General features: G+C 63.8%; 9 protein-coding genes. 6 read left to right on the top strand and 3 right to left on the bottom strand.

What is annotated here, in order from left to right; all coding sequences use genetic code 11:
* Window positions 1-6 precede the first annotated feature (6 nt).
* Entirely contained in the window at window positions 7-1335 is a 1329-nt protein-coding gene (gene mnmE / locus FYJ85_RS02390; protein WP_154416876.1) for a tRNA uridine-5-carboxymethylaminomethyl(34) synthesis GTPase MnmE, read from the bottom strand.
* Window positions 1336-1654: 319 nt separating this feature from the next.
* On the opposite strand from mnmE, the gene FYJ85_RS02385 reads away from it, so the two are divergent.
* From FYJ85_RS02385 to FYJ85_RS02365, 5 genes are all read left to right on the top strand, one after another.
* Entirely contained in the window at window positions 1655-2674 is a 1020-nt protein-coding gene (locus tag FYJ85_RS02385) for a LacI family DNA-binding transcriptional regulator (RefSeq protein WP_158704254.1), read from the top strand.
* Between the two features lie 32 nt (window positions 2675-2706).
* Entirely contained in the window at window positions 2707-6171 is a 3465-nt protein-coding gene (locus FYJ85_RS02380) for a hypothetical protein (protein WP_154416875.1), read from the top strand.
* Between the two features lie 15 nt (window positions 6172-6186).
* Window positions 6187-6930: a type II secretion system protein gene (locus FYJ85_RS02375; protein WP_106054994.1), complete on the top strand. Its 744-nt coding sequence runs from the start codon at window positions 6187-6189 to the stop codon at window positions 6928-6930.
* A 19-nt stretch (window positions 6931-6949) separates the two neighbouring features.
* Window positions 6950-9907 carry a beta-galactosidase gene (locus FYJ85_RS02370; RefSeq protein WP_154416874.1) on the top strand — a complete coding sequence of 986 codons (2958 nt, stop codon included), beginning with the start codon at window positions 6950-6952 and terminating at the stop codon, window positions 9905-9907.
* 176 nt (window positions 9908-10083) lie between these two features.
* Window positions 10084-11466: a hypothetical protein gene (locus tag FYJ85_RS02365; RefSeq protein ID WP_154416873.1), complete on the top strand. Its 1383-nt coding sequence runs from the start codon at window positions 10084-10086 to the stop codon at window positions 11464-11466.
* Window positions 11467-11798: 332 nt separating this feature from the next.
* Here the strand turns inward: FYJ85_RS02365 and FYJ85_RS02360 are convergent, their stop codons facing one another.
* Together FYJ85_RS02360 and FYJ85_RS02355 are read right to left on the bottom strand one after the other, a co-directional pair.
* On the bottom strand, window positions 11799-13157 hold the full coding sequence (locus tag FYJ85_RS02360) for a PFL family protein (protein WP_106054997.1): 1359 nt from the start codon (window positions 13155-13157) through the stop codon (window positions 11799-11801).
* A gap of 2 nt (window positions 13158-13159) precedes the next feature.
* Entirely contained in the window at window positions 13160-13429 is a 270-nt protein-coding gene (locus tag FYJ85_RS02355) for an ACT domain-containing protein (protein WP_106054998.1), read from the bottom strand.
* Window positions 13430-13655: 226 nt separating this feature from the next.
* Here FYJ85_RS02355 and FYJ85_RS02350 point away from each other — a divergent pair, with 226 nt between their 5' ends.
* Window positions 13656-14393 carry a carboxylesterase family protein gene (locus FYJ85_RS02350; RefSeq protein WP_154416872.1) on the top strand — a complete coding sequence of 246 codons (738 nt, stop codon included), beginning with the start codon at window positions 13656-13658 and terminating at the stop codon, window positions 14391-14393.
* Window positions 14394-14395 lie beyond the last annotated feature (2 nt).

Raw genomic sequence — 14395 nt, 5'->3', positions numbered from 1 at the left:
AAAAAATTATTTCCCTATGCAGAAGCGGCTGAAAATATTGTCGAGGATGTCCGGCTCGACGGTCTTGCCGGTGATCTCTCCGACCCGGTTCATCGCCGTGCGGATGCCGATGGCGGCGAGCTCGTACTCCTCCTCGCGGAAACGCGCCGTCGCTTCGGGCAGCAGCTCGAGCGCTTCGGCGAGAAGCCGGGCCGCGCGGGCGTTGACGGCGACTTCGGGGACGGCCGGACGAGGCGACTTCGCGACCATGACGGCGAACGCTTCGCGCAGCTCGTCGAGTCCGGCTCCGGTCCGTGCGGAAATCCGCACGGCGGGGCAGGGGAGCTCCGGCAGCGCGCGTTCCGGCACGAGATCGATTTTGTTCCAGACCGCGATGCGGTTCACCGCATCGGCCCTCTCCATTTCGGCAAGCTCGGCTTCGAGTTCGCCGCCCGACGCATCGAGCAGCCAGAAGGTGACCGACGCGGCCGCGATCGATTTGCGGCTGCGTTCGACGCCCATCTGCTCGATCGGGTCGGCGCTTTCGCGCAGCCCCGCGGTGTCGGTGATGCGCACCGGCAGATTGCAGATGACCGTCTGCGCTTCGACCGTGTCGCGGGTGGTTCCCGGAATCGGCGTCACGATGGCGCGCTCGTAACCGAGCAGCCGGTTCAGCAGGCTCGACTTGCCGGCATTCGGGCGCCCGGCGAGAACGACGGAGACGCCGTCGCGCAACGCGCCGCCGATGTCGCGTGTGTCGTAGAGTTCGCGGAGTTGAGCGGTGAGCGCTTCGAGCCGTGCGGGAACATCCGGCTCCCACGCCAGCTCTTCATCCGGGAAGTCGAGGTGCGATTCGCATTCGGCCCGGAGCGCGTTGAGTTCGTCGTAGGCCGCTTCGAGCCGGCGGGAAAGGACGCCGTCGAGCTGTTTTTCGGCAATTCTGAGCGCCAGGTCGCTCCCGGCGGAAATCACGTCGTTGACCGCTTCGGCCTGGGCGAGGTCGAGCTTGCCGTTCACGAAGGCGCGGAAGGTGAATTCCCCCGGCTCCGCAAGACGGCAGCCCGCCGCGAAGACGCTCCGCAGCGCCTGGTCGGCCGCCGACTGGCCGCCGTGGCAGTGGAGTTCGACCACGTCGTCGCCGGTGTAGCTGGCCGGGCCCGGCATGAAAACGGCGAGGGCGGAGTCGATGCCGACCCGGCCGAGCAGCAGTTCGCGCCTGCTTTCGGGCCCGAGCTCGCGCCTGCCGCGCCAGACCCGGCGGCCGATGGCCAGCGCATCCGGGCCCGAGATGCGGATGATCGAAACGGCCCCCCCGATTCCGGTGGCCGGAGCTGCGATGTTGTCGAATGTGTTCATATGAAGACAATATAGCATAAGTAGTGCTAAAATCAATGCTGCCCGGCGAAACGGGCGGCATAGGAATGCGGATGTATCCGGACGCGGCGCCGGCGCGGCTTCCGAGTCCCGGTCCGCTAGGGCCCTCCCGTCGTGCCGGAAAGCCCTGTTCCGGTCTCCGGAAACCGCTGCTTTTCGGCCGGATGGCATAAAATCGCCGTTTTTTTCCGCCGGCCTATTGACATTTCAACCGGATTTTGGTATAATATATTTAAATCGATTAAAATAAAATTAAATCGATTTGGTTTTCTTTTTAAATCGATTAAAACAGGGAATGAAAATGACCATATACGATATAGCCGAAGAGCTGAAAGTGTCGCCTGCGACGGTTTCGCTGGCGCTGAACGGGGACCGGAGGGTGGCGGAGAAGACGCGGCTGCGGATCACGGAATTCGCGGCGCGGCGCGGTTTCACCCGGAACGAACAGGCGCGGAATTTCCGGCTGCGGCGCACGAACAACGTGGCGATCGTCGTGCACAACATCGACAACGACTTCTGGTTCGGCGTCGTCCGGGCGGTCGAAAACGGGCTCGGGGAGTCGTACAACGTCATCCTCTGCAATACGGAGGGCGATCTTGAGAAGGAGCGCAAGATCTTCCGGAACCTGATGCAGCGCAAGATCGACGGCATCATCGTCCAGCCCGCTTCGGCCGAGGAGAGCCATTTCGTCGAGAGCATCGAGGCCGGGATTCCGGTGGTTTCGCTCGAGGAGACCGACCATGAACTGATTTCATTCGTGAAGGGGCACGACTTTCAGAGCGCCTACAACCTGACCGGCGAGTGCATCCGGCAGGGGCATCGGCGGATCGCGTTCCTGACCTTCCGATTCGACTGCATCGGGCTGGCGGAGCGGGTCAGGGGCTTTCGGGCCGCGGCCGAGGAGGCCGGGATCGAAAAGAATTGTGAAGTCATTACCGCCGAAGATCTTTCGTTTGAAGCGGTCGACAAGGTTTTTTCCGGGAGGGAATATGATTTCACTCTTGTTCTCGGCTCCGACGACCGGATCGCCTGCCGTCTGCTGCGGGTGCTGGCGGCCCGGAAAATCCGGGTGCCGGAGCAGGTGTCGGTGGTCGGCTGGAACGACAGCCGTTTTCTCGAATACCTGACGCCGCCGCTCGCGTCGGTTTCGATTCCGATGGCGAAAATCGGACAGAAGGCGGCCGAGATCATCCTGGCGAATCTGAATGACGGTCCGACCGTGCTGAAGGCGTATGTGCAGGAGGAGATCATCCTGCGCGAATCGTTTGCACCGGTCCGGCCGGTCCGCTCCGGCCGGGAGAACCGGCTCCCGGAGCGGTAAGCGAAGCATCATCAACCCTGAAAGGTTCTGTCATGTCAAGATCGATTCTGCATCTTCTGCTCGCGGCGGCGTCGTGCCTGGCCGCACTCTCCGCCGCGGCGGCCGGGGCGCCGCCCTCCTTCTGGTACTGGCACGAGGCGAAGCCGCTCGACCGGAGCACACGCTTTTTCCGGGTCGAGCTGGAGCTTCCCGGAGAAGTGCAGAGCGCCCCGGTCTTTTTCGCCTGCGACGACCGCGGCATCATCCGGGTGAACGGTACGCAGCTTCAGAAATTCCAGAGCTGGCACGCGAAACGGCACAACCTCGCGCCGCTGCTGAAGGCCGGGAAGAATGTGATTTCGTTCGAAGTCTACAACGGCCTGCCGCCGGCCGGCGTGCTGTTCCGCGGGGAGATTCTGCTGAAGGACGGCACGGTCATCCCGCTGGCCAGCAACGGGAACATCCGTTCCTCCGCCGAAGCGCCGGAGGGGTGGACGCTGCCGGAATTCGACGCGTCCGGCTGGAAGATGGCCGAGAAGATCGGCCCGGCCGACAGGAAGCCGTGGTCCGAACTGGCGGACATGACCCCGTTCTATGCGGTGGAACGCCCGGTGATCGACGAAAAGAACCTCGGCAGAATACCGCTCGACGATTTCGCCGACATCTCAAGCTGGCTCGGCGGCTATGGCCCGGGCGCGCGTCCGGGGGCGGCGCATCCGTTCAGTTTCAGCTTCGGTTCGGTTCCGGACCCGCGCCGTGAGGACGGCTGGGCAGGCGCGATGCATTTCGACACGGTCGCGCCGCGCGGGGAGGCCCGGTTCGGCAAGAACAGCATCTTCAAGATGCCGGCCGTGCCGGCTGCGCTGCTCTTTTCTGCGGACCCGGAGGGGAATGCGGGCGAGGTCCGCTTTGCGTTCGTCGACCGTTTCGACCGCACGTTCACGACCGTTCCCGTCCGGATCGAAGGGCGCGGCTGGAAGGATTACCGGCTCGACCTGAATGCGGAAACGCTGCCGGGCTATGAGAAGATCGGGTTCCCGATCGCGCTGCGCACGATTTTCTACCGCAACGACAAACCCGCGAAGAGCCGGATTCTGCTCGACGATTTCTTTTACATTGCGGATATGTCGAATCCGGCCAAGCAGCTTGAGGTCCGCCCGGATTACACGGCGCTCAACCGTCCGGCCGGGGAGCCCGTGTTGCTGAGCTACCGGCTCCGGAACGCCCGGAACGAACGGATCGACGCTTCGCTTGAGCTCAAGGTGTACGATCCGGAACGGAAGCTCGTGCAGAGCCGCCGCGCGAAAGCTTCGGTCGGCGCGGGCGGTTTCGGGCGCGTCTCGTTCCGGCTCGACCCGTTCCGCCGGTTCGGCGGCTACTGCGTCGAAGTGACCGCCTCGAACGGACACGTTTCGCATACGGTTCGCGGCTGGCTCGGCGTTTTTACGCCGAACAACGGCAGGTTCAACAAAATCCCGATGTGGTTCGGCGTCGAGGACCAGGAGGTCAACACCGCTCCGTACGAGGCGAAGCTCCATGCGGAGTGGATGAAACTGCTCGGCGTCGATATGATCCGCGGCGGCCTGCTCGGGCACGGTGTCGAAGGCGCGCGCGGTGAATCCATCGGCTTCGACGGCTACCGGCGGCTCTGGCAGCCGCATGTCGATGCGGGGCTCGACATCTGCCTCGATTACGCGGGCGGCATCCCGAACTGGACGAAGGGGAAAGATCCGAAGCCGGCGGGGGCGCTCTGGCCGTCGGGCCGGAATCCGGAACTGTTCCGCGAGCACATCCGCCATGTCGCGGAGTTCACGAAAAGCATCCCGGCCGTCAAATACTTCGAGTGGTTCAACGAGCCGAACCTGAGCCGCGGCATCAATGTGCCGGAGTATATGGAGTCGATGCGGCAGCTCTACCCGATCTTCAAACAGATCAACCCGTCGGTCAGGATCGGGACCGGCGGCAACGTGATCGGGCCGCACCCGAATGCGGCGCCGGGATTTCTGGAGCAGGCGTACCAGGTCAATTCCGACTTCTACGACATTGCGCTCTACCACGCCCATGACGGCACGCGCGACTACAAACGCTTCACACAGCGGCTGCGGGACATGCTTGCGGAGAAGAAGCTGAAGAAACCGTTCGCGAACACCGAGACCGGCTACCGCTCGTACCAGAACCAGCCGGAGCTGTTTTACAACCAGGCCCGCATCCTGGTTCAGAAGCTCGCGTACTCCCGCTCCGTCGGCATGGAGTTCTACGTCTGGTTCATGCTGCAGGACTACTGGGACAAATACATCAATGCCGACGACTCTTTCGGTCTCGTGACCGTCGACAACCAGCCGAAGCCGTCGTTCGTCGCTTACAACGAGCTGATCCGGCAGCTGGCGAACACGGTTCCGGCGGCGGCTCCGGAGCTCGATTCGCGGCTCGAAAGCTACCGCTTTACGACCGGAGAGGAAGAGGTGTACGCCGCATGGCCGAAACAGGAGAAGGCGGAGTTCAGTTTCTGTCTCAGGAGCGAGGTTCCGGTCCGGCTCATCGACATCTTCGGCAACGTCGAGGTGCTCGCTCCGGTAAACGGCATCGTCTTTGTGAATACGAAACCGCTGCCGTTCTATCTGCGGGCGAAGAAGGGGGCCGTCTCGGCGGTCGGCGAACTGGTGAAAACGGCGGAGAACGCGGTCCGGCTGCCGGGAGAGACGCGTCCGCTCGAACTCGAGTTCCGCAATCCGTACCGCGAGACGGTCAAATTTACGCTCAGACAGGGGGACGAAACGCTTTCGGGCTCCGCCGCGCCGGGCGAACGTAAAAAGCTTGCGCTGAAGCTGGCGGTCGGCGCCGATGCGGAACCGGGCGTGCTGCGGCTGCCGGTTTCGCTGGAGCTGGCGGCCGCGAAGGGACGGCTGCTCTATCGGGGAGACCTGGTTCTGCGGGCTTTCATCGCGCAGCCGGTCGGCGCGGTCGATGCGGCGCGGCCGATCCGGCTCGATGACGAATCGAAACTGACCGAACTGGTGTTTGATCCGACTACGCCGCGCTGGGCCGGCAAAGACGACCTGTCGGCGGAAATCCGGGTCGGTCGCCGGGCGGACCGCCTCGTGTTCGAGGCCGACGTGCGCGATCAGGATCACTCCGTGCCGATGAGCGGCGCGATGAACTGGCGCAATGATTCGATCCAGCTCGGCTTTGCGAACCGGAGGGGGGAACACTCCGAGCTGACCGTCTCCGGCGGACCGGACGGCAGGCCGATCGCCTGGTGCCACCATTCGCCGGACCCGGCGAAGATCGGAGCCGCCGCGATTCCGCTAGAGATCACCCGGGAGGAGGGCGTGACGCATTACCGCTTCGAGATTCCGCTCGCGTTCCTGAAAATCGGGACGCAGCCGGGCGAGCTTTTCCGGATGGCGCTTCTCGTGAACGACAACGACTCCGGCAAGCGGCTCCGGCTCATGGAGCATTTCGGCGGAATCGAAGGCGGCAAGGATACGGAACTTTTCGGCTGGTGCCGACTCCAATAAGAAAGGAAAACGGATATGAGAAAGTCGTTTACTCTGATCGAGCTCCTGGTTGTGATCGCAATCATCGCGATCCTCGCTTCGATGCTGCTGCCGGCGCTGAACCAGGCGCGGGCGCGGGCCAAAAGTGCGAACTGTCTTGCGAATTTGAAGCAGATCGGGGCGTCGAGCCAGTTTTACTCCTCCGACCACAAGGATTACTGGCCGATCGGACAGTACGTCATGTCGGCGAACGGCAAACCGGTGACGCACTGGTACATGCGCCTCGCACACCTGTATGGGGCCGGCGCGAAAATTTTCTCCTGTCCCGGCGCCACTCCGGTCGAAGGGTACAACAGTGAGACCAAAGGCGGCGGCAGTTTCACCGAAAATCTCGGAGACACGCGCAGCGATAAAATGAATTATCGGATAAACGATAAGCCGACCTGGGTTTCGTATGCCTGCATCGCGACGACCGCAGGCGTCTGCAATCAGGCGTGGACCGGCGGTTCACAGCAGTACAATCCGCTGCCGGTGACCCGGATGCGCCGCCCGTCGGTCACCGCCTATGTGATGGACGGCAGAGACATCTTTCACCTCGGGTCGGAGATGGCCGGCGTTACCAATGCGCGCTATCCGCAGATCTACCGCCACAACGGGCTGGCGAACACGCTTTTCATGGACGGCCATACCGGAACGATCCGGTCGGGTCAAAGCTGGGGCACGCTGTCGCACAAGTATGTGTTCCAGTGGCCGGACAGCCCGAAAATGAATGACCGTTGAGCGGAGAGGTCCGAAGCATATGAAGGTGTGGTTGTACGGCGCCCTGGCGGGAGTGCTCTGCTGGGGCGGTTGGAACGCGGCAGCGGCGGAGTCCGGCGTGGTGCGCGAGTGGCGGCCGGGGACGGACACGCCTCCGGCGAAGGTCGCCTGGACTCCGTCGGGCGGGGCGCTGCTGAAGGTGAAGGAGCCCGCGGCAGCGGCGGAGGGAATCGGCAGGGTCTGGCGCTTCGACTCGAAAGAGACCGACAAGGCGCTGGCCTGCTCGGTGAAGCTGGCGGAGACCGGCCTGAAGCTCGAAAACGGCTGGTTCGAATTCACCTACTGGCTGCCGGAGGATTCCAAAGTTGTCAAGCTGCGGCCCGGAGTGCGGGTGCGCGAAGGGGAGCGCAAAGGCAAACTGATCGCCGCCGACGTGACGCCGGTGAAAGGGATGTGGACGACCGTCCGCTGGCCGCTCGACGGCGCTTATTCGGCGGCCGCGCGGCGGGCCGGGGGAGAGCATGCCGATTCGCTTGAGCTCGGCGTTCTTGCCTCCGGCGGGCCGATCGTGCTGGAGATCGGCCGTCTTGCGGCCGGAGTGAGCGCGCCGCCGGCATCGGGCGGCGCGGCGGCGGCCGATGCGGGCAACATCTATTCGGCCGCTCTCGCTCCGGAGGTGCTCGGCGTCTGGAACGCGGGGGAGGAGCTGCCCGCCTTCGCCGGAGTCTGGGCTCCCGGCCGGGTGACGCGAGAAAGGGCGAAGCCCGCCGCGTCTTCGCCGCCGATGGGGAATCCGGAACAGGTGTTCCGGTTCGAAACGGAAGCCAATGCGCTGGCGCTGACCTTCCGGGTCGAGGCGCCGCTGGCGGACACCTGGCTGGAGTTCGCCTATTTTCTGCCCGAAGGGTCGTCCGTGCGGTCGGTGAATCCCGGCATGACCGTCAGGGAGTGGGACGGCAGGAGGCGGACGCTCCGGCTGCCTCCGGTCACCGGACGCTGGCAGCGTGAAAAAATTTCGCTTGCCGAACTTATGGGCGGCGACACCTGGCGCGGCGGCGCGGCGGCGACCGCGTCGTCGTTCGAGATCGGCTTCCTCGGCGACAAGGGGTCTCCGCTTGCCGTGGAAATCGCCGAGGTGCGGCTGACCCGAGAGGCGACACCGTTCACGCCGCTCGTCCGGCCGCAGTGGCTGGTGGAACCGGGATCGTATCGCCGCACGTTCACAGTGAACGGCACGCCGGAAAAGGCGTGGATCATGGCGCTGGCCGAACCGGCCTTCACTTTGCGCGTCAACGGCCGGGAGATCGGCCGAGGCGTCCTCGGCAACCACAACGGCTGGGCGATGAATCCCCGATGGCCCGTCGCGGCCGAGTGGCCGCTCGACGGCGTGCTGCGGGAAGGCGAAAACCGCATTGAGTTCGAGATCGCGCCGGGAACGGCGCGCGGCATGGTTGCGCTGGGATGGGTGGAACAGGATCTCCGCCGGGTGATCGTCTCGGATGCGGCGTGGAGCGGAGCCTCCGGCAAGGCGGCGGTCCGCCCCATCAGGGAACAGCTCCGGCTTCGGGGACTGGACATCTATCCGGTCCGGATGCCCGGGGCATGGCGACCGCCCGCCGAACGGCCGGATTACGCCGGCGGACCCGCCTTTCGTCCGGCCGCCGCCAGATTGCAGGTCGCGCCCGAGGCGGGCAGGTGGAGCACCGTTGAGGTGAACGGCCGCTGGTATCTGCGGAGCCCGTCGGGCAAGCCGTTCTTCTTCAACGGGACCCAGGTGGTAGGCCGCATTTATGAGAATTACAGCTATTCCGACTGGGCGCGCCGCGCCTATTCCTCCGAGAAGGAGTGGGCCGACGAGGCGTCGGGATTCGTGCAGCGGCTCGGCTTCAACGGGCTGGCGGTCTCCGCCACGAGCGACACGGCGTTCGCGGCGGGTGCCCGCCGGGGCATGGTCTACTTCACCTACCTCGGATGTCACGACGGCGGTCCCGGCCTGATGAACCGGAACGGGGAAAAGCTTCCGGGCGTTCCCGATCCCTTCAGCGAAGAGTGGCGGCGGAAGCTGCGCCGCCGGGCGGCGGAGGCCGGAAAACGGTGGAACGGCGATCCGGCCTGCGTCGGGTTCTTCGTGAACAACGAAGCCCATCTGGAAGGCAATCTCGCCGGGCGCTCCTCCTCCGGATTCGTCTATTCGGAGGCGTGCGGCCGGGAGTTCGTCCGCTGGCTGCGGGAGCGTTACCGGGACGATCTGCGCATGTTGAACCTCGCCTGGTTCGGCAAGGCGGAAAAGGAGTACCTCGACAGCTTTGAGGATGTTCTCGTGAAGAAGCCCGACCCGCTCGGCAAAGTTCCGTTCATGGCCGATCCGACGGCGGCCGCGGCGATGGCGCAGATCGGCCGCCGGCTGGGCGGCGACGAGCGCGACGAAAAGAAGGGACGCATGCGCCGGGACTTCGACGACTTCGCCGTGTACACCGTCGGCGTCTATGCCGATTACGTGCTCAGGACGATGCGCGAGTTCATGCCGGACAAGATCATCGGCAGCAACCGCTTCATGGGGGCGTCGACCGAGGAGATGCTGGCGGTCTGGAAGGATTACGATGTGATCGCGTGGAACTCCTATCCGATGTGGGTCTGGAAGGATGCGAAATACGTCGACCGCCAGATCGCCGAGATCGAAAAGGCGCACCGGGTGACCGGCAAGCCGGTCCTGCTGACCGAATGGGGTGTTCAGGCGCTAGATGTGCGCATGGCGTCGCCGTCGGCGCAGCTGACCACGCAGCACGAGCGCGGAATCGGCCACGGCAAGGTCGTGAAACAGGTCGTCGAGAGCTTCCCGTTCGTGGCCGGCATGGTCCATTTCGCCTATCAGAATCTGGCGGACAGCGAAGGGCAGGGGTGGGGCCTGGTGGACAACGAGGGCAGGCCGTACCGCGATTTCGTATCGGGCGTCGTCGCCGCCAACCGGTGGCTGGACGGTTATTTTTCCGACAAGTGAAGCGTGTTGCGGAATCATTTCCGCATGCAGCCCGAAGCGGCGGGGCGGGGTGGAAACGCCTCCTCCGCCGTATTTTTTTTAAGTTTTCAACCGAAACAAGCATCAATTCGATTCGCACGTATTGGCAAAACCGCCTTGCCGGTGTATCTTCTCTCCTGCGGGAGAGCGGACGAATCATGAGATTTTTTCAGATAAAACGTTTTTTGCCCGGGCATCCGGTCTGGGCCGGGTGCATTCTGCTTCCGCTGTTTCTGATTTTGCTCTGGGCCGGGTTTGTTTTTTACTCTCGACTTCAGCTCGAGGCGGCGGTGCGGAGGCAGGAACTGCAGGGGATTGCGTGTTCCGCTCCGGGGTTGCAGAAGCGGGTGGGATCGCCCGATTCCGCCGCATTCGACCTTCTGATGGGCTCGGTCCGGCGAATCGTCGAAGCGGCTCCGGAAGAGACGCAGCAGTGGTTTCAGGATTTGGAGCCGGAAGAGCTGGCCCGTTTTCTGGCCGCTCACCGTTCCGATATCGAACAGGCGGACCGCATTTGGGAACAGCATCCGGAGGCCGGATATGCGTACCGGGTCGTCAGCGGGAAAATCATGGAAATCGATTCGCCGTATTGGTGGTTCATGCGGAACTATATGCTGTTCCGTAGTCAGCATTTCCGGTATCTGGCGGGGACGGGTGATATTGCCGCGGCCATCCGGGTTTTCGATACGGGTTCCGTGTTGTGGAAGCGCATTTCGCGTGAACCGTTTTTTACTTCGCGGATTCTGGGCAATGCCTTGCTGCAAATTCACTTGGGCGGTTTGATGGATGCCGCTCGGGAGGGAACGATCGGGAAGTTCGATTCGGCGACGCTGCAGCGCTGGGCGGACTCCATGCCGCCTCAGGAGGCGAAATGGCGGGAGCGCTTCTCCCTGGCTTTGGAGAGCGAACAGTCCATGATTGCCGACTATGCCTTGAACTGGCCCCGCACCTGTGTTCTTCTCGGATTTGGTTCGGATATCCCGGAGTGGCTGATTTCGGTTTTGAAGCCGCTTTATCTGCCGCATGTCTATTCGGAGGCCCGGGAATTTATCGACCGCAATATGCGCCTGCGGCAGCTTTGCCGGGCCGAGTGCCTGGAGGACATCCGCGCGGAACTGGTGGAGATGTCACGGGGGCACGACGATACGATTGCATATCCGTTCGAACCGTTTCGGCAGGATGCGGAGTTTCTGATCATCAGGCGTATGGGGCGGTCATGTGCCTTCATGCGGACGATCCGCGCCGGACTGGCGGTCGAGCTGTATCTTCGGAAGTACGGGAAACTGCCGGAGGGGCTTTCGGCGCTGGTGCCGGAGTTCCTGCCGGAAGTCCCGAAGAACCCGTTCACGGGCGAACCGCTCCGGTTCGAGCGGGGCGTATTGCCGTATTGGAACATGGAGAGCGAAGCGGTCGAAACCTTCGAAGGATACCGGGTTTACGGCGGCGGCGATCCGGAGGTGGCGGAAGTCGGTGACACCCGTTCCGACAAGGATGGCCATATCCCGGTCTGGAACCGGCGCATGACGGGGGAGGGGAAATGAGCGAATATCAGGACGTTGAAACAAAATCACGGACTGCCGTCTGGCTGAGGGGCACCGGACCGGAATTTGCCTCTGTTCAATTCTGCTGCTGCCGGTGCTGCTCCGGCTGGCCTTCCTGTATGCGGACTGGCGGCTTTCGGCGGCGGTTCGCCGGACGGGGAGGAGGCGCTTCCTCCCTCCTGCGAGAGATTCCGGAGCCCGGATGCAAATGGTGAGACGCGGGAACGGAAGGTGCGCTGAACGTTCGACCGGGTCCGTTTATAACCCCGTTCCGCACAGGCTGCTCCGGGCCGCGCGTCTGCGCTGCACCCGGAGCCGGCCGTTTCGCCGGTTCAGTTTTTCAGGCTCTGGATCGGGGCCGGGATGCGGCCGCCCCGGCCGATGAATCCGGCCGGAGAGCAGGTGTTCACCGGGATGACCGGAGCTTCGCCGAGCAGGCCGCCGAAGGAGATGGCGTCCCCGACCTTGCAGCCGATGGCGGGGATCAGGCGGACCGCCGTGGTTTTCGAGTTCACCACGCCGATGGCCATCTCGTCCGCGATGATACCGGAGATCACCTCCGCCGGGGTATCGCCCGGAATCGCGATCATGTCGAGCCCGACCGAGCAGACCGCCGTCATCGCTTCGAGCTTTTCGAGGCTGAGCGCTCCGCAGCGGGCCGCTTCGATCATGCCGGCGTCTTCGGAGACGGGAATGAACGCGCCGGAGAGCCCGCCGACGTGCGACGAGGCCATCACGCCGCCCTTTTTGACGGCGTCGTTCAGCATGGCCAGCGCAGCGGTTGTGCCGTGGCAGCCGCATTTCTCGAGTCCCATCGACTCGAGGATGTAGGCGACCGAGTCGCCGACGGCGGGCGTCGGGGCCAGCGAGAGATCGACGATTCCGAACGGGACGCCGAGCCGTTCCGAGGCTTCGCGGGCGACCAGCTGGCCGACGCGGGTGATTTTGAAGGCGGTGCGCTTGATTGTCTCCGCCACTTCGGTCAGGTCGCAGGCGCCTTTGCGGCGGATCGCGGAGGCGACCACCCCGGGACCGGAGACGCCGACGTTGATGACGGTCTCCGGCTCTCCGATTCCGTGGAAGGCTCCGGCCATGAACGGATTGTCCTCGGGGACGTTGGCGAAGACCACGAGCTTCGCGCAGCCGATGGACTGCCGCTCCCGGGTCCGCTCCGCGGTTTCGCGGATCACGCGCCCCATTTCGGCGACCGCATCCATGTTGATGCCGGCCTTCGTGCTGGCGACGTTGACCGAGGAGCAGACGCGTTCCGTCTCGGCGAGCGCCTGCGGGATTGAAGAAATGAGCGTGCGGCTCCCGTTCGTGAATCCCTTCTGGACCAGCGCGCTGTAGCCGCCGATGAAGTTGATTCCGAGCTCGTGCGCGGCGCGGTCGAGCGTCCGGGCCAGCTTGACCGCGCCGTCGACGTCGAGTCCGCCGGCCATCAGGGCGATCGGGGTGACCGACACGCGCTTGTTGATGATCGGAATGCCGTATTTCTTTTCGATCTCCTCCCCGGTTTTGACCAGATCGCGGGCGCGGCTCATGATGCGGTCGTAGATGCGCGTCGCGAGACGGTCCGCGTTGTCGCACTGGCAGTCGTAGAGCGAAATGCCCATGGTGATCGTGCGGATGTCGAGACACTCCTCGCGGATCATGCTGATGGTTTCGATGATGTCTTTGGCTTCGAACATGATCAGATCCTGTGCATGGAGTTGAAGATGTCCTCGTGCATGACGTGGATGTCGAGACCGTCCTTTTTGCCGAGCGCGCTCATGCGGTCGACGAAATCGTTGAACGGCATGGCCAGCTCGCGGATGTCGACGATCATGATCATGGTGAAATATTGGTTGAGGACGGTCTGGGAGATGTCGAGAATGTTCGCGCCGCACTCCGCGCAGCCCGCACTGACCTTGGCGATGATTCCGACGGAGTCCCGCCCGATGACCGAAACGACGGCTTTCATGATGAATTCCTTTCCTGATGCGATTTACCGCAATAACATAGCGCCGAATTGCGGATAATCAAACCGGGAACTGTTCGAAAACGGAAGGTTTTGTCCCGCGCCTCGGAGGGGCGCGGAATTTGCGAAAAACGGCGTGCGGGCTTTGACAACGGCTTTTTCCGGATGTAGTGTATGGCGGAAGGCGGAATGGTTGCCGCCTGTGGAAATCAGGAATAAGGATCTGCTCATGAAGTACACTGCCGCCGTTTGGGTTGTGGTTCTCGCCGTCGTGATGGCCGGCTGCGCCGGAATGCCGGGGAGCGATGTGGCGGAGAGCGCGGCGGCCCGGCCGCTGCCGTACCGCCAGTTCGTCGTCGGAGCGGAACGGCCGGGGCCGTTTGCGCTGGTGCTTTTTCTGCACGGCGCCGGGGAGCGCGGCGACGACAATGCCGCGCAGCTGAAGCACGGCAGCGCCGAGCTGATCGGCTACTGCCGGAAAAACGGGATCAAGGCGGTCCTGCTGTTTCCGCAGTGTCCGCGCGACCGCTGGTGGGCCGGGAAGGAGCCGCCGGAAGGCGGTTCGATGCTGACCGCTCTGGAGGCTTTGCTCGACGCCAAGACGGAGGAGTTCAAGCCGGACCGCGTGTATGCGGTCGGGTTGTCGATGGGCGGATTCGCCGTGTGGGAGCTGGCGCTGCGCAATCCGGAGCGGTTTGCCGCCGTCATGCCGGTTTGCGGCGGCGGCGATCCGGCCCGGGCGGCGAAGCTGACCGGGCTGCCTGTGCTGGCCGTGCACGGCTCCGCCGATACGGTGGTCCCGGTCAGGCTCTCGCGCGAGATGGTGCGGGCGATCTGGAACGCGGGCGGCGAAAACGTGGTCTATCAGGAGCTGCCGCTTTGCGGGCACGACGCGTGGACTCCCGCCTTCCGCTGCGCCGACAACTGGAAGTGGCTTTTCGCTCAGCAGAATCAGCAGAATCAGTAGAA

The organism is Victivallis lenta, assembly GCF_009695545.1.
In the GTDB taxonomy this organism is placed as follows: domain Bacteria; phylum Verrucomicrobiota; class Lentisphaeria; order Victivallales; family Victivallaceae; genus Victivallis; species Victivallis lenta.
The sequence above is the reverse complement of the archived record's forward strand: the minus strand, read 5'-3'. Positions and strand labels throughout refer to the sequence as shown.